Raw genomic sequence first — 17599 nt, 5'->3', positions numbered from 1 at the left:
CATCCAGTAACCCGCAGCGCCAATCGGTTCCTGCAATACGCGCCGCGGAGTACTGGATCGCCCGGCCAAGCCGGGCGATGACAGCGGTGTTTTCGGGCGTACCCGTAGCGTGAGCGTGTGATGGCGTATGCGGCAACAGCCGGGGAGATGAATGCAGCGGTTCGCGCTGCGCCCGGCGTGCTGGCCCTTCAGCGCGTGCTGGTGTGGCTGGTCGGCGCCTCCGGCGCGATCGTTTTCATCGAGCCGAGCCCGTACGAGATCGTGACGCTGCTCGCCGCCGTCACCTTCTTCGCCACCGGCCTGCGGCTAAAGCTCGTGCTGATGCCGCTGGTGCTGGCACTGGTCCTGCTCAATCTCGGCTACACCATCAGTGCGATCCCGCTGCTCGATCAGTCCGAGGTCGCAAGCTGGATCGCAACCTCATGGTACATGGCGGTGACCGTACTGTTCTTTGCCCTGGTCACCTCCGAGGACACGGCGGCCCGGCTCGACATGCTGCGCCGCGGCCTCGTGGTCGGCGCGATGATCGCCTCGCTCTCGGCGGTCGCGGGCTATTTCAACCTCGTCCCCGGCGGCCACGACCTCTTGACGCTCTACGAGCGCGCGCGCGGCACCTTCAAGGACCCGAACGTGCTCGGCGCTTTCCTGATCCTGCCAGCGCTGTTCTCCCTCCAGAGCGTGGTCTCGGACAAGCTCGGCAAGGCGCTCCGCAACGTCATCGCCTTCGGCATCATGTCGCTCGCGATCCTGCTCGCCTTCTCCCGCGCCGCCTGGGGCGGGCTGGTGCTGACCTCGGCCTTCATGCTGGCGCTGATGGTGCTGACCAGCCGGACCAACGCGCAGCGCTCGCGCATCATCATCATGGCGATCGTCGCTGTGGTGCTGGGCCTGGCACTGATCGCAGTGCTGTTGTCATTCGACTCGATCGCCGAGATGTTCAAGCAGCGCGCGAGCTTCGACCAGAGCTATGACGAAGGCCGCTTCGGCCGGTTCGGCCGGCACATCCTCGGCGCGGAGATGGCGCTCGACCTGCCGTCCGGCATCGGCCCGCTTCAATTCCACCGCTTCTTTCCCGAGGACACCCACAACTCCTACCTCAACGCCTTCATGTCCGGCGGCTGGCTCTCCGGCGTGTGCTATCCCGCGCTGGTCTTCACCACCGTGATCATGGGATTTCGGCACATCTTCGTCCGCGTGCCGTGGCAACGCGCCTATCTTGCGGTGTTCTCCGCCTTCGTCGGCACCGTCGGCGAGAGCTTTGTGATCGATACCGACCACTGGCGCCATTTCTGGATGATGCTGGGCGCCATGTGGGGCATGATCGCCGCCGCGCAGGCCTACAAGATCAAGGCTGGCGAGGACGCTTCCGTAACTTGAGTTCGGGGCGTTTTTCCGGCGGCGTGTCAATCAGGCCCTTCAGCGCCGCGGTCGCCGCCAGCACGCCCTTGTAGCCCTCAGTGGCAAAGCGCAGCAGCAGCCGCAGCTCCTCGTCGGAATAGGCGCTCCAGACCTTCTCCATCGCCTGCTGCATCGGGACGTAGAGCTCGCCGATCTTCATGGCCGTCTCCGGCACCACGGCGATGAAGACCTTGCGGCGATCCGTTTCATCTCGCTCGCGCCGCACCAGGCCCGCCTTTTCGAGTCGGTCGACCACGCCGGTGATGGCGCCGGTCGTGAGCCCCGTGACCTCGGCGAGCCGGCCCGCGGTCACGCGCCCCTCAAGGTACAGGATGTCCATGCATTCGAGGTCGGAATTGGCAATTCCGGCAACGTTGGCAACGGTCTGGCCATAAAGCACGCCCTGCGCGGACGACCGGCGCATCGCCTCCTCGAGCTCCTGCAACAACGTCGCGCGCACCTTTGCCCTTGACAAGGCCGACCTCATATCTTAGCGAATTTACATCTTAGTCACTAAGAGATTTAGCGACCGTAATTTCTCCTAGCACCACGGAAACGTCGGGAGCAAGCCAATGTCCTACCGTCCCCGCAAGGCCCTGATCATCGGCGCCGGCATCGCCGGGCCTGTTGCCGCGATCCTGCTGCGCCGTGCCGGCATCGAGTCCGCGATCTACGAAGCGTGGCCCTATTCGAAGGGCATCGGCGGCGGCCTCCAGATCGCGCCGAACGGCATGCATGTCATGGACGAGATCGGTCTTGCCGGCGAGTTGATCAGCCGCGGCTCGATCGCGGAGTCCTTCGACTTCTATTCGCAGGAAGGCCGAAGGCTCGGCTCGATCAACCGCGACATGGCGCGCCGCTTCGGCCAGCCAGCTGTCAATGTCTGCCGCGCGACGCTGAACGAGATGCTGATCGACAAGGCGTGGTGCTCCTGCGTGTCGCTGTATTTCGAGAAGCGCCTGATCAAGATCGAGGATCGCGGCGACCAGCCGATCATCGCCTATTTCGCCGACGGCAGCACCGCCGAAGGCGACTTTCTGATCGGCGCCGACGGCGTACATTCAATAGCACGCCGTCAGGTGGTGCCGGACGGGCCGCAACCATTCAATACAGGCCTGATCGGGTTCGGCGGCTTCGTGCCGCACGCCGCCCTCGACGGCCGGCCGATTGGCCGCCATGTCGAAACCACGTTCGGGCAGAGCGGCTTCTTCGGCTACGGCTATTGCAGTCCCGATCCCAGGGACGGCGTGATGTGGTGGAGCACCCAGCCCGCGCACGGCATGGATGCCGTAATGTTCCGCGCGCTCGACGAGACGACGCTGAAGCAGCACCTGCGCGGCTTCCATCATGGCTGGCACGATCCGATCCCTGATATCATCGAGGCGGCCGAGGACATCGTGGTCACCGATACGCTCGACGTCGCAACCTTGCCGACCTGGTCGCGCAAGCGCTCGCTGCTGATCGGCGATGCAGCGCATGCGACCAGCCCGCATGCCGGCCAGGGCGCCTCGCTCGCGCTGGAGGATGCGATGCGGCTCGCTCGGCTGATGCAGGATGGCCAGGAGCTCGGCGCCACCTTCCAGGCTTTCGAGGCCGAGCGCCGCCCGCGCGCCGAGAAGATCGTGGCGATGGCGCGGCGCAACGGCAACAGCAAGCGCGAGTTCAGCGCCACCGGCGCATGGGTCAGAAATCAGATGATGAAGTGGCTGTTGCCGCTGGGCTCCAAGAGCATGGAGTTCATGTACGCGTATGATGCGCGGGCGGTGTAGGCCCACACGGCCGTAGGGTGGGCCTACAAGCGAGGCCTACTTCTCCACCGCGAACGTCAGCCCTGCGTGCTCCTGCAGACGCTTGATCAGCTTGTGCTGCATCGCCGCGCCCGGCGTCCAGATTCCCCCCGGCACGTCGGTCGCATCGCGCAACAGGCAGAGCGCGCTTTCGGCGATCATCTTCGAGGTCGAACCGTAGCCGGGATCGCGGTCTCCCTTTACCGACGCGCGGACCTGGCGGCCGTCGGGTGCAATTGCGACGAAGAGCAAATCGTAGAGGCCGTTCTCGCGTTCCTCTTTCGAAGGCCCCTCTCCCGGCTTGGGACCGGCCTGCGTAGCCATGCGGTTATTGGCAGCCACGATGCGCCTCGCCAGCGCCTCGCCCTCTTCGCCGGGTCCAGCGATCTGCATCTCGTCGTACACGAACTCACGCCCGTAAGGGAAACCCAGCAACATGTTGGAGCGATGCACGTTGCGCGTGTTGATGTTAGCCATGAAGAACGGCGTCAACCAGGTCTGCAGATCCTCGTCGAAGATCGGCTTGTTGCCGGGGGGCTGCGTTGGCCCCTGGAAGTCCGGCGTGAGCGCGAAGGGATCGCGCAGCAGCGCCAACAGGCTCGGGTCTTTCGACGCAGCCTCGAAGATCGCTCGACCACTTGCGGCGGTTCCGCCGGAGAAAGTGCCGCGCATTTCGCGCACCCGCCCCTTGACGCGCGGTGCAGGCGTACCGAGCACGCGCCTTGCCTCGTCCTGAACAAAGAAAGTCCCAAGCTCGAACGGGATCGAGTCATAACCGCAGGAGAACATGATCCGCGCGCCCGACTCTTGCGCAGTGGCGAGATGGGCATCGATCATGCGACGCATCCACGGCACCTCGCCGCACAGATCGAAATAATCGGTACCCGTGGCTGCGCACTCCGCAATAAGCTCGTTGCCGTAGAGCAGATACGGGCCGACAGTGGTGATCACCGACATCGTCCGCTCCACCATCACCCCGAGCGACGCCGCGTCGGACGCATCCGCCACGATCAGCGGCGTATCCGCCGGCGCCCCGATCGCGTCCCGCACCGACTTCAGCTTGTCGAGGCTGCGGCCGGCCATCGCCCAATTCAGCGCCTTGTCGTTCTTGTAATGCGCCGCCAGATATTCGGCGACGAGCTGGCCGGTAAAACCGGTCGCGCCATAGACGACGATGTCGAATTTCGCAGAGCTCATGGTCGACCTTTACTTCTTCGCGTAACTCACGCCTATGCCGGCACGGACGTCGCTTTGAATTCCATAGGGCGGGATCGGATAGCGCAGACCGTTTTTGGCCAGCGCCTTCATGCCCTCGATCGCCTTGGCGAGATGCGCAGGCTTCAGCGCCATCAGCATCTCCTCGTCCGGCACGCCGCCATAGCGCCGTTCGGCATAGCATGGCAAGGACAGGCTCGGCTCACCACTCTTCAGCGCCCGCCCCCAAGAATCCGCGCAAGCCGTCTCGCCGACCACGCCCCATTCGAACTTCTTGTAGCCGGTGTATTGCAGCCCGTTGATCAGGATGATCATCTGCCCGGGCGTCGCGTAGACGAGGCAGATATCGGGCGGATCAAGCCGGCCGCTCGCAAGCGGGCTCACCGCAAGCGCCTGATACTGCCCGAATGGCACCACGTCCAGCGCCTCCTGGCGCTTGCGCGCGTCCTCCGCTGTGCCGTGCCAGACGCCGACATAGTTTTCGCCGGCGAGCCACTTTTCGTCCTGTGGGGCCAAGCCGATCACCGCGCGACATTGGTGACCGACGAGATCGTCGGCGGTAATCCCGACGGTCCATCCCAGTCGCGAGGCCATGCTGACGATCTGGTCGGTGGTGTGGATCGCGCCCGGGCGCCGGATCTTCGGGATCGCCTCCATGTCGGCGACGCGCGCGAACAGCTTCATGCCGATCACCGTCGTCTTCAGCCGCAACAGGCTGTTGAGATCGGCCACGAGGCCGGCAAGATCGATCGTCTCGGCATTCTGGTGTTGCATGGCGTCCTCCGGGCCGGCGATCATGCGCCGATCATCTTCGCATTGTCGTCGTTTCTAATCCTTCGCCGGGCCTGGAAGCAAATCGGCGGTCCGGCCCATCAGGCGGTAGGCCACGAGCCCGATCCATTCGCGCACGGCCATATCGGTACGTCCGAGTCCGTCCTCACCGATGTTGGTAAAGGTGAAGAGATCGGCGCGCCTACCCATCCGCCAATCCACCGGATAGGGCTCGACGTCAAATCCGGCCTTGCGAAAAATCCCCATCGAACGCGGCATGTGGTAGGCCGACGTTATCAGCAACCAGCGCTCGCCGGGTTTTGGCGCGACCAGCTGTTTCGTGAACAACGCGTTCTCATAGGTATTGCGCGAGTTCCGCTCCATGATCAGGCGATCTTTGGCGATGCCGCTGTCCTCCAGGAGGACAGCGGACCAATCGGCTTCCCTGGCGTCGGACGAGATCAGATCGGCACTTCCACCAGTGAAGACAATCTTCGCATTCGGATAGCGTCGTGCCAATTCGACCGGCGCGAACATGCGATCGGCGGCCTGGCGCACGACCGGGGTGTGATGGACCGCCGACAAATCCGGATCGACCGAGCCGCCAAGCACGATGATGCCGTCCGGCGCGCCGCGCGATGGATCCCATGGCGGAAAGCGTGACTCCAGCGGATACAGCAGCCAGGTGCCGAGCGGCGAAAACGCAGCCAGCGCCCAAAGCACCAGCGTGGTCGCGGCGAGCTTGCGGCCGAACGTCGCAAAGCGCGTCACCATCAGAACCAGCGACAGCAGTCCGAGTTCGACCAGGAAGTTGATCGGCAGCAACGCGACGCCGAGCGTCTTGGAAAGAAGGAAAAACAGGAGAACCCCGCTGAAATGATCGAGCCGGTGACACGCGGGCTTGACCCGCCCACCCATCTTCAGAAATCTTCTTGGAAGAGGATCGATTGCCGGGTCAAGCCCGGCCGTGCCGCCTTCCGATGAAAACGACCGGACACCGCAAATGACCCATCACCACCTGCATGCGAGCCCCGAAACCTGCCATTGGGGCTTCTTCGAGGCCAAGCTCAAGTCGGTTCTCACCGTCGCAAGCGGCGACGAGGTCACGATCGACACCGTCAGCGGCGGGCCGGAGGTGGTGCCGGACCGCAACCAGTTTCACGTTCCGCCCGAATTGTTCGAGGTCCATGCGAAATCCGAGCGGATGCTGCCCGGCCATATCCTCACCGGCCCGATCGCCGTCGACGGCGCAGAACCCGGCGACGTGCTCGAGGTCGAGATTCTCGACGTCCAGCTCCGGCAGGATTGGGGCTACAATCTGATCAAGCCGTTGTCCGGCACGCTGCCCGACGATTTCCACGAGACGCGCATCCTCAACATCCCGCTGGACCGGATGCGGATGGTCGGCCGCATGCCCTGGGGCCTCGACCTGCCCTTGAAACCGTTCTTCGGCGTGATGGGCGTGGCGCCGCCGCCGGCCTGGGGCCGCATCACCTCGCTCATTCCGCGCGCCATGGGCGGCAATCTCGACAACAAGGAGCTGGGCACGGGCGCAACGCTATATCTGCCGGTGTTCGTGCCGGGTGCGATGTTCTCCTGCGGCGACGGCCACGGCGTGCAGGGCGATGGTGAGGTCTGCGTCACCGCGATCGAAACCGCGTTGCAGGGCCGCTTCCGGCTGACGCTGCGCAAGGACCTCCGGCTCGACTATCCGCGCGGCGAAACTGCGACCCACTACATGACCATGGCGATGGACCCAGACCTCGACCAGTGCGTGGTGCGCGCCCTGCGCGACATGATCGCGCTGCTCGGCGAGAAACGAAACCTGTCGCGCGAGGACGCCTACACGCTGTGCAGCCTGGCGGCCGATTTGCGGGTGACCCAGACCGTCAACGGCTCCAAGGGCATCCATTGCATGATCGAAAAGGCGATCGTGCACGGCTAGCTCGGCCGGTCCCTTCCCCCTCCGCTCCCTCTCCGTCGCTGCCCGGCACACTCGCGCGGCGCGCAACGTCGCGGCCATTTTCTCCAGTTATTTCAAAAACCTCTGGAATCACCTCAGTCCGGATTTGACTTCTACCATCGAACCTAAATAGAGTCTTAATCGTTACTTTTATGTATCTGAGTATGAGGCTAGCGTTCGGGCCATGGCCACTGAAAAAGCCGAGACTGACCGCATTCCCGTAACCTTGGCGCTCTCGACCATCACCTATCTGGAAAAGCTGGTGAGACAGGGCACCCACGGCACCAGCGTTCCCGGCGTCGCACGGACATTGATCGAGGAAGGCATCCGTCTCGCCATCAAGGACGGTCTTTTGTCGATTCGCGACAATGGCAGGACGTGAGCGCGCGCCGAACGTGAGGCGGACGAATCTCAGAGACGGTTGGTCGTCATCTGCAACCTGGGACCGTTACAAATGCCTGTTCTTTCACCAACCTGGACCAACGAACGCATCGAACTTCTGAAGCAGCATTTCGAGGCCGGCCTGTCCTGCCGCGAGATCGCCGCCGACATCGGCGTCAGCCGCAACGCCGTGATCGGCAAGCTGTCCCGATTAAATCTCACGCGCGGCCGCTCGGCCGACGAGCGCAGGCTCCAGGATAAAGCCTATGCGCCGGCACGCGCGCCGAAAGCGGTGCCCCGGCTCCAATTTGAAATGCTCGCCACGATTTACGGGGAAGCCGACGCGCCTGTGGTCACTGGGCCAATCGACGATGCCAACCGTTGCTCGCTGATGGACCTCAGCAAAAATCGCTGCCGCTGGCCGATCTCGACGCCGGGGGCGGATGATTTCTGCTTCTGCGGCAATGCTGCACCCGACGGGCAGCCCTATTGCGCCGGCCACAGCCGCCTCGCCTACCGGCCGAACTCCCGCGCGCGCGTCATGCGCGGCTGAGGCCGTACGCCATCTCCCAAAATGAAAAACCTCCGGCGGGGCATCGCCGGAGGTTTCTGGAGGCTTAGCATCAAGCTAAGAGCCGTGACTTTCGAAATCGGCTGAGAGCTATATAACTTAGTAACTCAGGTAAGTAAATAAATTTGGCGCCGATCGAATCGCATAGCTCGTCTTCGTCGCCTGCGTAGGAGTTTCGGATTTCCGAAACCTTCACCTCCTTGCGAAAAAGCCCCGGCGGTGTCGCGCCGGGGCTTCGTCACATCGTAGGAGACCCGAGCTTACCAGTTGCGCTGGGCGCGAAGCAGTAGGCTGTAGGTGTCCTGATCCTTCAGCTCGTAAGTCGCCGCGGGCTTGGCAACGCTCGTGAGCGCCGGCGTCGTGATCGTGCCCGAGTACTTCTGGTCGAGGTGGCTGTAGACAAAATCAGCCGAGAAGGTCAGACCCTTCACCGGAGTCCAACGGGTGATGACACCCACTTGGCCGATGTTGAAGTCCGGGTTGCACGTGCCGGTCAGGGTCGCGAACGAGGCGCTGCCGCAGATCAGGCTCTTGGCCGTGCCGCTGTAGTTGACAGCAGCCCACGCACCGTAGAGCGCCGTGTTCCAGTACGGGCTCCAGTTGTGGGTGTAGGCACCACGGAAGCCGTAGGTCTTGGTCAGCTCGAGGCCACCGCCCGGAGCGAACACTGCATCAGACACGCCGGCGAAGCCGATGCTCTGATACGCGGCGTTCGAGCTGCCGAACATCGAGTAGCTGGTCGCCGCCAGCTCCTGGAAGTTGTAGCGGCTCGCACCTTCGGTGTAGACGCCCGAGACGTTGATCACGTCGCCTGCGCCGGTCGGAATGTTCTTGATCGACAAGGCCAACTGAGCGGCCCAGCCCCACTTGTCGTCCGGATGACCCGTGGCTTCGGTCGCCCCGTAATAGGCAACATGGTTGTTGTGCGCGGCAACCGATGCCTGGAATAGACCCCAGGCCTGGTCGACGCGGACCATGCCGACGATGTCGGGAGCCGTGGTGCCACCGAGGTCGTTCGAGCCGTAGGCGCCGCCGAGGACGCTGGTGGTCGACATGCCGGCGGTGTTCCAGATGTTGGTCTGGAAGACCTGCGTCTGGTCCTGCGCCGAGATCGCGGCGGTCACGCCCTGGCCGAAATCGGCCGTGTAGGTGAACTGGGTGACGCCGTTGGTGGTGCCGCTGCCGCCGACCAGTTGGTCGAAGTTGTTGCCGGGATAGTTGATCCAGGGCGCGTCGAATTGCGACACCGACTTACCGATGGTGAAGCCGGCGAACTGGATGAACGCGTAGTAGACGCCGAGCGAGCCGCCCGAGATCGCGCCGTCGGTGCCGTTGACGGCGCCGCCGCCCGAACCGATGAGGCCGGTGCCGGCAGCGTTGAGACCGAGCGTGCTGCTGTACTGGGTCGAACCCGTAGCCGAGCCAGCGCCGACGTAGTTGCCGGTCGTCCAGGTGAAGACCGCATCGAAATAGGTGCGGACCACGCCGTACTCGGTCGCGGTGCGAGTATCGATGTTGAGGTCTTCACGAGCGCGCATCGCGTAGGTGTTGGTCAGGCGGTTGTTCGCCGCGAACACGCCGTTGTACTGTGCACTGTAGTTGCCGCCGGCATTGAGCGCGACTTCCGCACGCAGATAGCCGCCGAGCTTGATGCAGGTGTCGCTGCCCGGGATGTAGTAGAAACCCGCGCCGTAGAGCGAGCAGATCTTCACGTATTCGACCGCCTTGGCCTTGACCGGAAGATCAGCCGCCTGAGCTCCACCGACGGCGATGAGACCCGCCGCAGTGCCGAGCAAAAGGCTCTTCACCACTTTCATTTAAAAACCTCCAAGTTGCTCATTTTACGGAGACTGGACCGTGAGGCCCCCCAGATCCCCGTCTCTTTAAATCCGCTCGGCCGCTTCGCGCTTTCGGACACACCCGCTTGAGACGCGAGGGACGTGAGCGGACCACCTGCAACGGGACGATCGAGTACCCCCCACCGTCACGGATCAATATGCATGTGTCATTCTGCTAATCAAAATAGTTTATTAGATAAGCTTTGCGGTTTCGCTAACCCTGTGTCCGCGACGCAACACCCGGCCTGGGCGAAAAGGCTGATCTGATCATATTTGTAATTTGCGTGACAAAATTACCCTGCTCTGCACTTGCGTCAGGGCAGACTTGCGTGGACTATGCCGTCCCACGAACACCGGCCAGAAAGAATCAGCCCACGGGAGTGACGCTGTGTCAGCGACGAGGAAAGAAGGGGCGCGCCTCCGCTCCATCGGCAATCTCGATATCATCAGGCGCTTCACCTGGGAGATATCGTCGATCAACATGTATCTGGAGGAGCTGCGTCAGTTCTGGGCCAGGACACTCGGCATCAGCGGGCCGCAATGGCTGATCCTGATGGCCATCTCCGACCTCGACAAGGATGACGGCGTTCCCGTCAACGTGGTCTCTAAACTCCTCCACGTCGATCCGTCCTTCGTCACCACCCAATCCAAGCTTCTCGAGAAGAAGGGCCTGCTGCGCCGGCGGCCGTCGCCGACCGACGCCAGGGTTGTCCGCCTGTCGCTGGTCGACAAGACGCAGAAGCACATTGCAAGCCTCAACGAGCAGTACAAGACGATCCGTGAATTCGTCTTCCAGGAATTCGACGAGAACGAGCTGACCGAATTCACCACCAAGCTCGCGACGCTGAAGACCCGCCTCGAAAAGGCGTGCGTCAGGATCTCCCTCGACTTCTAGGGCAGGACGCGGCGCTCAGATCCGCCGACCTGTCGCGCCGAGCCGTGATTCGAGCCAATCGAAGATGTATTCGTTGGCAAGGCTTGGATTGTCCGCATGGGCCTGCGCCGCGCCGGTCTCTGCGGCGGTGAACACCTTCAGCACGACGTCCGAGCTGCCGAGCCGGGATTTCTGCACGATCTGACGGGCCCGGTCGGCCTTGAGCCAGCCGTCTTCGCCAAGCGTGATCAGCACCGGACAGTCGACGCTGGAGGCCATCAGCGGCGAATGCGGCACCGGGACGATACTGAGGTCGCTCATCGCGAACCGGCTGGCGAAGAAGGACCGTTCGTGCAGGTCCCACAGGCCGCCGTCGCACACGGCTGCGGCGAGCCGCGGCTCCTGCAACACCGCACGTGCCACGAACGAGGATCCCCACCCGTCCGCCACGATCGCGACGCGATCGAAGTCGACGTCGCGGCGCTGCTCCAGATAATCCATCACGCTGGCAATCGAGCTCTCGAGATCACGGCGCTGCAACAGCATGTCGGCGTAATCGTCGCGCTCCTCGCCGAGCAGGTCCAGCGCCAGCATCGCGAAGCCGCGCTCACGCGCATGCGGCGCGAGCTTGAACAGAAACTCTTCCTTGCGATGGCCCGGTTCGCCGATGCAGATCACGGTCGGGGCGCGCCCAGTCGCCGATGGCGCAGGCAGGAAGTAACCCTGCAACGAATGTCCTTCGACCCAGGGGATTGTCACGACGTCACCGGCCGGGCCGCGCGCGGCGAGAAAACGGCGGGCACATTCCTGCATCGCGAGCACCGCAACCCAGCGCCGCTCGTCGGCCGGGTCGAGCGGCATTGCGGCCGCGCCGTAGTAGTTCATCGCGCGCAGCCAGTTACGCTGCGCGGTCACCATGTGGCCCTCCGCGAACGCAGCCTCGGCACGATGCCGGTTGGCCTGCGCCAGCTTCTTCCACTCGCGATGCCAGGACTGCTCGTCGCCGCGCTTCAGCTGCCGCGCGATCATCAGGCATTCCGCGATAGTGGCACCGCCCTCCTGAGCGGCGGTGAGCAGCCGCGTGAATTCAGCGGACATATCTTCTCTCTCCGGGCAGAGGATCCAGTCGTCGGAGAGGCATGCGGGTATCATCGGGAGCTACGCTCTATCGTGGCGTTACTGCTGATTGACTAAACTATTTTAGTTCGCCAACCAAGCTGGCTTGCGCCAAATGAGACCCGTTTGGGATCACCATCGCTTGAACGCCGGATGATGTCGCATGAGTGACATTCCGTTTCGTCATAAGAGGACGAACGCGCGCAAGAGGCGGCAGCTAAAATTACCTGCGCGCCTCTTGCCATGATGATCATCATACTTACATCCGCGCAATCGTTGACAGTCTCAGCCAAGTCGCCAGCCGACCTCCTGCGTGAAACTTTCGTAGAAAGCACGGTCATAGGCCTGCTCGGGCGTGGCACGCACGCGCTCGTCGAGTCGCCTGGCGTCCTCGCCGACCAGGATGCGCCATTGCTCAGCCTTCACGCCGTCGAGGATGATCTTGGCTGCTTGCGCAGCCGTCGTCGGCGCATCCTCGAGGAAGGTGCGGGCGCGCTCGGCAAACGCTGCCTGGATGTCGTCGTCCGACATTTTGTCAGCATCTGGCACGCCGGCCGCGGCCATACGCTTGCGGGTCAGCACCACTTCGTCGGCGTTGAGACGGGCCGATCCATCGGCGCTCTGCACCTTGCGTGAATTGGAGACGATCGAGGTGCCGATGTGGCCGGGCATCACCACCGAGCATTTGACATGCGGCGCGTGCAAACGGAGGTCGTTGACGAGCGCTTCGGTAAAGCCCTTCACCGCGAACTTCGCCGAGCTATAGGCCGTGTGCGCCTGGTTCATGCCGATCGAGGCCCAGAAGCCGTTGACGCTGGCGGTGTTGACGATGTGCGCTTCATCCGCCTTGACCAGCATCGGCAGGAACGTGCGCACCCCGAGATAGACGCCGCCCCAGCAGATGTTGAAGGTGCGCTCCCATTGCTCGCGCGTGTTGGTGAACAGGCTGCCGCCACCACCGATGCCGGCATTGTTGAACAACAGATGGATTTTGTCCGTCATCTGCTGCTCGGCGAGCTCGTCGCGAAAGCGCTTGAGATGATCCTCGATCGCGACGTCGGCGACGTGCGTCGTGATGCGCAGGCCCTGCGGCAGTTTCTCGACCTCGCAGAGCCGCTTGGTCTCGACCATCGCGGCCTCGGAGACGTCGCACATCGCGACGTTGCAGCCCTCGGCGACGAGCTGCCGGGCGAGCTCCCGCCCCATGCCCGTACCGCCGCCGGTGATGACGGCGATCTTTCCAGCAAATTCCTTCATGGGACTTCGGCCCCTCCCCTTATCGGCATGTTTCTTTCGTCCGTGCGCGCCCATCGGGCCGCGTGCAAAATGTAGCAGCGCCGCGTCCATGCGTAAAAGCGGATCGGCGCGGCGGCCGCGATCGACGTTCCTTATTTCGACGCGCGGATTGTCCCGCCGCATATTGCAGGGTCGTACACGACCTGCGGGTGCCGCCAGCACTCACGGCGTCTTTTGCGTGTGCCGAATCCGGCTGGCGTGCGCGACCCGATGCGAGCCCGCCACCGTGGCCCTGCCGCCACAGCGAATCAGCCCGTCGGGTTCCCCGTAGTTGTCCGGCTTCGGGTTAAGGGGAATTTTTTTACAATCCGAATCGTCAAATGGGACTGGATGCTGGATCGAGTCGACTTGGCTGGCGTGTCGTTTCCGACACAGGCTGTGGCACTCGGCTTGCATCCTCCTCGTGGTCAGAAACTACCGATGAGGTGACTGGAATGTTCGTGACCGTCGTTGCCGTACTCTGCCGGCTTGGCGCCGCTGCCTCAGGCAGCTGCGTCGAGGAAATCGTGACCGACAGCAATATGACGCCCGATATGTCGATGATGGCCTGCGCGGTCGGCGCACAGGCCCCTCTTGCGAAATGGATGGGCGAGCATCCGATCTATCACACCAACTGGCGCCTCGACCGCTATAAATGCGTGCCGGGCCATTACGAGATCAAGGGCCACGCCTAAGGCCCGCAAAACTACGTTACCGAGGAAACGCCCCGGAGGCCGCCTTGTCCCTCCATGCGGGCGCCGCTAGCGCCAGACCCATCGAGGCGGCGCGCTTTGTGACCACGATCACGCCCTCCCCTTAAGCCACCGCACGCAGGATAAGCGCTCGCGCCTGTCGCCCCTCCGGCGTCGGCATCAGCGCATAATTGTGCGGCTGGTCACGCAAGAGATGCAGCTCGACCGGCACGCCCGCCGCCCTCGCCCTCGCGGCCAGGTCGACGCTGTCGGGATAGAGAAGGTCCCGCGTGCCCGAGAAGATCGTCATCGGCGCGAGCGAACGGAAGGCACCGTTGAGCGGGCTGACGAAGGGATGGCCGACATCGAGCTCGCCGGCATAGAGCCGCCCCACCTCAATGATTCCCGGAATGTCCTGAATCGGATCGCGCGCCGCGATCTCGACCTGCTCCGGACGGCTCACCGAGGCATCAGCCGCGGGCGAGATCAGGATCAGCCGGTTCGGCTGCCGATGCCCGCGATCGCGCAGCCACTGGCAGGCGGCTAGCGCGAGGCCAGCGCCGGCCGAATTGCCGACGACGGTGACCTTCGCGGGCCGCGCGTCTTCCAGCAGCATTCGCAACAGCTCGGCCGTCCTCGGCACGACATCCTTCGCGGTTGCGCGCGGCGCAAGCGGATAGATCGGCACGACGCAGACGACGCCCGCCTTGCGCGTCATCTGGCCGACAAAGCGCCAATGCGCCGGCACGATCTCGTTGATGTAGCCGCCGCCATGCAGGAACATCACGTGGTTGCAGTCCTCAAAGCCCGACGATGGCGCCGTGTAATAGACCGGCCAGCCGCCCATCTTCGTCAGCGTCACCTCGACGCCGCGGCCAAGCCCCGTAGGCTCATGCGAGGCTGGCGCCAATGCGAGCTTCTGCACATGCGCCTGCACGGCCTCGGCTGAGGCAAGCTGCTCCATGTAGGGAAGCTGCCGCAGCAGCAGGTTGAAGACGCGGCTCTGCAAGCTCGGCGCGGGATCATTTGAAGGCTTCACTCGCGAGAAATTGCATTCGCACAGCCGCCCGATCGACAGCATCTTCGCAACGCTCATGCTCCTGCCCTCACCTGCCGCGCCCGGCCTGCACCAACTTGCTTCTATCCATCGGCTTCCGACCCTGCCTATAATGCGAGCATTCACTCGCTTTTCCTACTCGCATTCGAAGTGCAGGATCATGGCGCGCAAGCCACCGACAAAACCCCGCAAAAATGCCTTGCAGGAGCGATCGCGCGCCACCGTCGACGCGTTGGTCGAGGCGACTGCTCGCATTCTGGTTCGCGAAGGTTTTGAGAAGACGAGCACCAACCGGATCGCCGAAATCGCCGGCGTCAGCGTCGGCTCGCTCTACCAGTATTTTCCGAGCAAGGAGGCGCTGGTCGCCGCCGTGATCAATCGTCACAACGAGGAGATCATGGGCATCGTCCGTTCAGTGCTGACCGAAGTCACCGACATGCCGATCGATAAAGCCGTGCGCCGCCTCGTCACCGTCGCGATCGAGGCGCACCGCATCAACCCCGAACTGCATCGCGTCCTCGCCGAGCAGATCCCGCGCGCCGGAAAGCTCGACGTCGAAGCCTTCAACCGCGAGGTCCATAGTCTCGTCCGCGCCTATTTGGAGAGCCATCGCAAGGAAATGCGCAAGATCGACCTCGATGTCGCAACCTTCATCTGCGTCAGCACAATCGAAGCGATCGCGCACAACACGGTGCTGAACCAGGCCGAGATGCTGTCGGAGAAAATGGTGAGGACGCTAGTGGATGAGACGACGCGGATGGTGGTGGGGTATTTGCGACGATCGGACATGCATGGATAGGACGGGATAGGACCTATCCCACGCCGGGTGCTTTTCCATCGGCGCTCGGAATGCGGCCTTCGGGCGCTTGGTGGCGGCAGTGGTTGCCCGACGCTTGGCTCGCGGCCATAATTGTCGCTTCGAGAGATAGCTGTGGCGAGCCCCGTGTCGAAACGTCCTGTTCCTTCCGCCGGTCGCGGTCCCCTTCAAGCCGAGTTGCTCCAACGCGCCTCGCTCGCGCTGCGGACGCAGAATTTCGCGGAGGCCGAGCGGCTCGCCATTGACGTTCTGAAGGCGAGCCGGACCGAGATCATCGCGACGTGGATTCTCGGCCGCGCCCTGCTCGCCCAGAACCGTGCTGCCGACGCCATCGCTCCCTTGGAAAAGGCGGCGCGCCGCACCAGCGACCCGGGCATCGAGACGCTGCTCGGCGCGGCATTGGGCGAATCCGGGCGCCGCCCCGAAGCCATTGATCAACTGCGCCAGACCGCCGCGCGCCGCCCGCCCTTCCTGCCGGCTTTCCAGGAACTCGCCGGCCAGCTTGCCAAGGCTCGACGCATCGATGAGGCCATCGCAACGATCGATAACGCGCTCACGCTCGCGCCTGACAGCATTGACCTGCAACTGGATCTTGCGCGCCTGCACCTCGAGCGCAATGCCCGCAGCGAGGCGCGCGCGATCCTCGTCAAGGCTCACGCGGGCGCGCCTGGACGTCCCGATATTGCGACGCTGCTCGCGCGCGTGCTGCGCCAGGATGGCGATTACGCCACTGCCGCCGAGATATACCGGCTCGCGCTGGCGTTGCGTCCCGACGACGCCATGACGCGGGCCGATCTTGCCGCATGCCTGTTCGAGATGGGTGAACGCGAGGCTGGCGAGGCAAGCCTTCGTTCCGCCTTGCGCGGCCGGCCGCAAATGCTGGCACACGCCGCCTACACGCTCGCCCATTCGTCGCGCGGCCGTATCTTTTTTCGCCCAAGCGCGCTCAGAAAGTTTCTACGGAGCGACATGACGTGATGCGGTTCACGCCCGGAACTGCCGCCGATAGGTGCCCGGCTCCTGCGCGACCGACTTCGTCACCTCGTACACGCGCCGCATCTCCTCCGCGGTCAGTGGAGCCGTCTGAACGACCCAACTCTCTCGCTTCACTGCCACACATTGCGCGATCGGCGTGCCCTTTGGCAGAACGCCCTCGAAGTTCACGTCGTGCCAGTGTGCGGGAAAATGGACCCAGCTGTCGCGATAACGATCGCAATCGACGAGGCCCGTCAGCGTGGTAAACGGCAGATCGAAGCGATTGATCGGATGCATGAAAAGCACCGAGTAGCCGTCGGGCGCTTCGATCAGCCATGGATTGCGAAACTTGACCAGGAGCCGGTCCGGCTCGAACAGGGGCGAGCCCGTGACCTGGCTCGAATCGTGGAATCCGATCGGCGAGCGGGGAAAATCGAGTTCGCCGCCTGCCGGCAGATCGTTGTCCCATGAAATCTCGCCGTTCTCGAACCGGACATCGCACATCAAAGGAATCAGGAAGCCGCTCGTCATGGCGTCGACGAACGGTGGACAGCGCTTGACCGTATCCTCGTCGCGCTGATTGATCACGTTGAAGGCCTGCGTCGGCATCGCCTTTAGCCAGCCGGGCAGCCCGAGGCTTGCGGGGACGGGCGGGGCCAATTTGTCTTCGAGGCCAGGAGGACAGCGGAATTTGAGGGTGAGTGGCTCGTCAGGCATTTGTGTTTTGTTCTTGGTTGGCTGTTAGGGCGCCTTTGCACGGTCACGCCAACCGATCTAGCTGTGGAGCCTCAAGAGGTTGTCCTCGGTTAGACCGAGTCTGCTGATAGGCGTTTGAGATTTTATACCACCGTGGGGCCGGTGCCAGTTGT

General features: G+C 63.4%; 18 protein-coding genes. 9 read left to right on the top strand and 9 right to left on the bottom strand.

The features are described 5' to 3' along the window. Positions 1-120 precede the first annotated feature (120 nt). Positions 121-1377 (top strand): O-antigen ligase family protein, encoded by a 1257-nt coding sequence (locus ABIB73_RS29000; protein ID WP_354229588.1) that lies wholly within the window; start codon positions 121-123, stop codon positions 1375-1377. On the opposite strand, the gene ABIB73_RS28995 is transcribed toward ABIB73_RS29000, so the two are convergent. After that, positions 1346-1822, bottom strand: coding sequence for a MarR family winged helix-turn-helix transcriptional regulator (locus ABIB73_RS28995; RefSeq protein WP_354229852.1), 477 nt, complete (start codon positions 1820-1822; stop codon positions 1346-1348). The genes ABIB73_RS29000 and ABIB73_RS28995 overlap by 32 nt on opposite strands. 148 nt (positions 1823-1970) lie before the next feature. Between ABIB73_RS28995 and ABIB73_RS28990 the strand changes: the two genes are divergently transcribed. Further along, the gene (locus ABIB73_RS28990; RefSeq protein WP_354229586.1) at positions 1971-3167 is read left to right on the top strand and encodes an FAD-dependent monooxygenase; all 1197 of its coding nucleotides are present in this window, start codon (positions 1971-1973) and stop codon (positions 3165-3167) included. A 36-nt stretch (positions 3168-3203) separates the two neighbouring features. Here ABIB73_RS28990 and ABIB73_RS28985 read toward each other — a convergent pair whose 3' ends face one another. Genes ABIB73_RS28985 through ABIB73_RS28975 form a run of 3 tightly spaced genes read right to left on the bottom strand, consistent with a single transcriptional unit; the run spans position 3204 to position 6032 of the window. Then, the gene (locus ABIB73_RS28985) at positions 3204-4382 is read right to left on the bottom strand and encodes a saccharopine dehydrogenase family protein (RefSeq protein ID WP_354229584.1); all 1179 of its coding nucleotides are present in this window, start codon (positions 4380-4382) and stop codon (positions 3204-3206) included. Positions 4383-4391: 9 nt separating this feature from the next. After that, entirely contained in the window at positions 4392-5174 is a 783-nt protein-coding gene (locus tag ABIB73_RS28980; RefSeq protein ID WP_354229582.1) for a DUF169 domain-containing protein, read from the bottom strand. A gap of 54 nt (positions 5175-5228) precedes the next feature. Then, complete coding sequence (locus tag ABIB73_RS28975) at positions 5229-6032, bottom strand: YdcF family protein (RefSeq protein WP_354229850.1); 804 nt, start codon at positions 6030-6032, stop codon at positions 5229-5231. A 142-nt stretch (positions 6033-6174) separates the two neighbouring features. On the opposite strand from ABIB73_RS28975, the gene ABIB73_RS28970 reads away from it, so the two are divergent. From ABIB73_RS28970 to ABIB73_RS28960, 3 genes are all read left to right on the top strand, one after another. Beyond that, positions 6175-7116: an acetamidase/formamidase family protein gene (locus ABIB73_RS28970; RefSeq protein WP_354229580.1), complete on the top strand. Its 942-nt coding sequence runs from the start codon at positions 6175-6177 to the stop codon at positions 7114-7116. Between the two features lie 202 nt (positions 7117-7318). Continuing rightward, complete coding sequence (locus tag ABIB73_RS28965) at positions 7319-7516, top strand: hypothetical protein (RefSeq protein WP_007603456.1); 198 nt, start codon at positions 7319-7321, stop codon at positions 7514-7516. Positions 7517-7588: 72 nt separating this feature from the next. Continuing rightward, positions 7589-8068 carry a GcrA family cell cycle regulator gene (locus ABIB73_RS28960; RefSeq protein WP_354229849.1) on the top strand — a complete coding sequence of 160 codons (480 nt, stop codon included), beginning with the start codon at positions 7589-7591 and terminating at the stop codon, positions 8066-8068. 278 nt (positions 8069-8346) lie between these two features. On the opposite strand, the gene ABIB73_RS28955 is transcribed toward ABIB73_RS28960, so the two are convergent. Continuing rightward, positions 8347-9903: a porin gene (locus tag ABIB73_RS28955; protein WP_354229578.1), complete on the bottom strand. Its 1557-nt coding sequence runs from the start codon at positions 9901-9903 to the stop codon at positions 8347-8349. Between the two features lie 409 nt (positions 9904-10312). Here ABIB73_RS28955 and ABIB73_RS28950 point away from each other — a divergent pair, with 409 nt between their 5' ends. After that, the gene (locus ABIB73_RS28950; RefSeq protein ID WP_026311904.1) at positions 10313-10819 is read left to right on the top strand and encodes a MarR family winged helix-turn-helix transcriptional regulator; all 507 of its coding nucleotides are present in this window, start codon (positions 10313-10315) and stop codon (positions 10817-10819) included. A gap of 15 nt (positions 10820-10834) precedes the next feature. On the opposite strand, the gene ABIB73_RS28945 is transcribed toward ABIB73_RS28950, so the two are convergent. Together ABIB73_RS28945 and ABIB73_RS28940 are read right to left on the bottom strand one after the other, a co-directional pair. Then, the gene (locus tag ABIB73_RS28945; RefSeq protein ID WP_354229576.1) at positions 10835-11950 is read right to left on the bottom strand and encodes an alpha/beta hydrolase family protein; all 1116 of its coding nucleotides are present in this window, start codon (positions 11948-11950) and stop codon (positions 10835-10837) included. A gap of 249 nt (positions 11951-12199) precedes the next feature. Next, the gene (locus tag ABIB73_RS28940; protein WP_354229574.1) at positions 12200-13171 is read right to left on the bottom strand and encodes an SDR family NAD(P)-dependent oxidoreductase; all 972 of its coding nucleotides are present in this window, start codon (positions 13169-13171) and stop codon (positions 12200-12202) included. A gap of 473 nt (positions 13172-13644) precedes the next feature. On the opposite strand from ABIB73_RS28940, the gene ABIB73_RS28935 reads away from it, so the two are divergent. Next, positions 13645-13884: a hypothetical protein gene (locus ABIB73_RS28935; RefSeq protein WP_354229572.1), complete on the top strand. Its 240-nt coding sequence runs from the start codon at positions 13645-13647 to the stop codon at positions 13882-13884. A gap of 121 nt (positions 13885-14005) precedes the next feature. Here the strand turns inward: ABIB73_RS28935 and ABIB73_RS28930 are convergent, their stop codons facing one another. Further along, positions 14006-14977, bottom strand: coding sequence for an alpha/beta fold hydrolase (locus tag ABIB73_RS28930; RefSeq protein WP_354229570.1), 972 nt, complete (start codon positions 14975-14977; stop codon positions 14006-14008). 121 nt (positions 14978-15098) lie between these two features. On the opposite strand from ABIB73_RS28930, the gene ABIB73_RS28925 reads away from it, so the two are divergent. After that, complete coding sequence (locus ABIB73_RS28925; RefSeq protein ID WP_354229568.1) at positions 15099-15737, top strand: TetR/AcrR family transcriptional regulator; 639 nt, start codon at positions 15099-15101, stop codon at positions 15735-15737. Between the two features lie 132 nt (positions 15738-15869). Continuing rightward, on the top strand, positions 15870-16733 hold the full coding sequence (locus tag ABIB73_RS28920) for a tetratricopeptide repeat protein (protein ID WP_354229566.1): 864 nt from the start codon (positions 15870-15872) through the stop codon (positions 16731-16733). 6 nt (positions 16734-16739) lie between these two features. Here the strand turns inward: ABIB73_RS28920 and ABIB73_RS28915 are convergent, their stop codons facing one another. Next, a complete protein-coding gene (locus ABIB73_RS28915; RefSeq protein ID WP_354229564.1) occupies positions 16740-17447 on the bottom strand; it encodes a hypothetical protein in 708 nt (235 codons plus the stop codon). Positions 17448-17599 lie beyond the last annotated feature (152 nt).

It is taken from the genome of Bradyrhizobium sp. F1.4.3 (genome assembly GCF_040548375.1).
GTDB lineage: Bacteria > Pseudomonadota > Alphaproteobacteria > Rhizobiales > Xanthobacteraceae > Bradyrhizobium.
The sequence above is the reverse complement of the archived record's forward strand: the minus strand, read 5'-3'. Positions and strand labels throughout refer to the sequence as shown.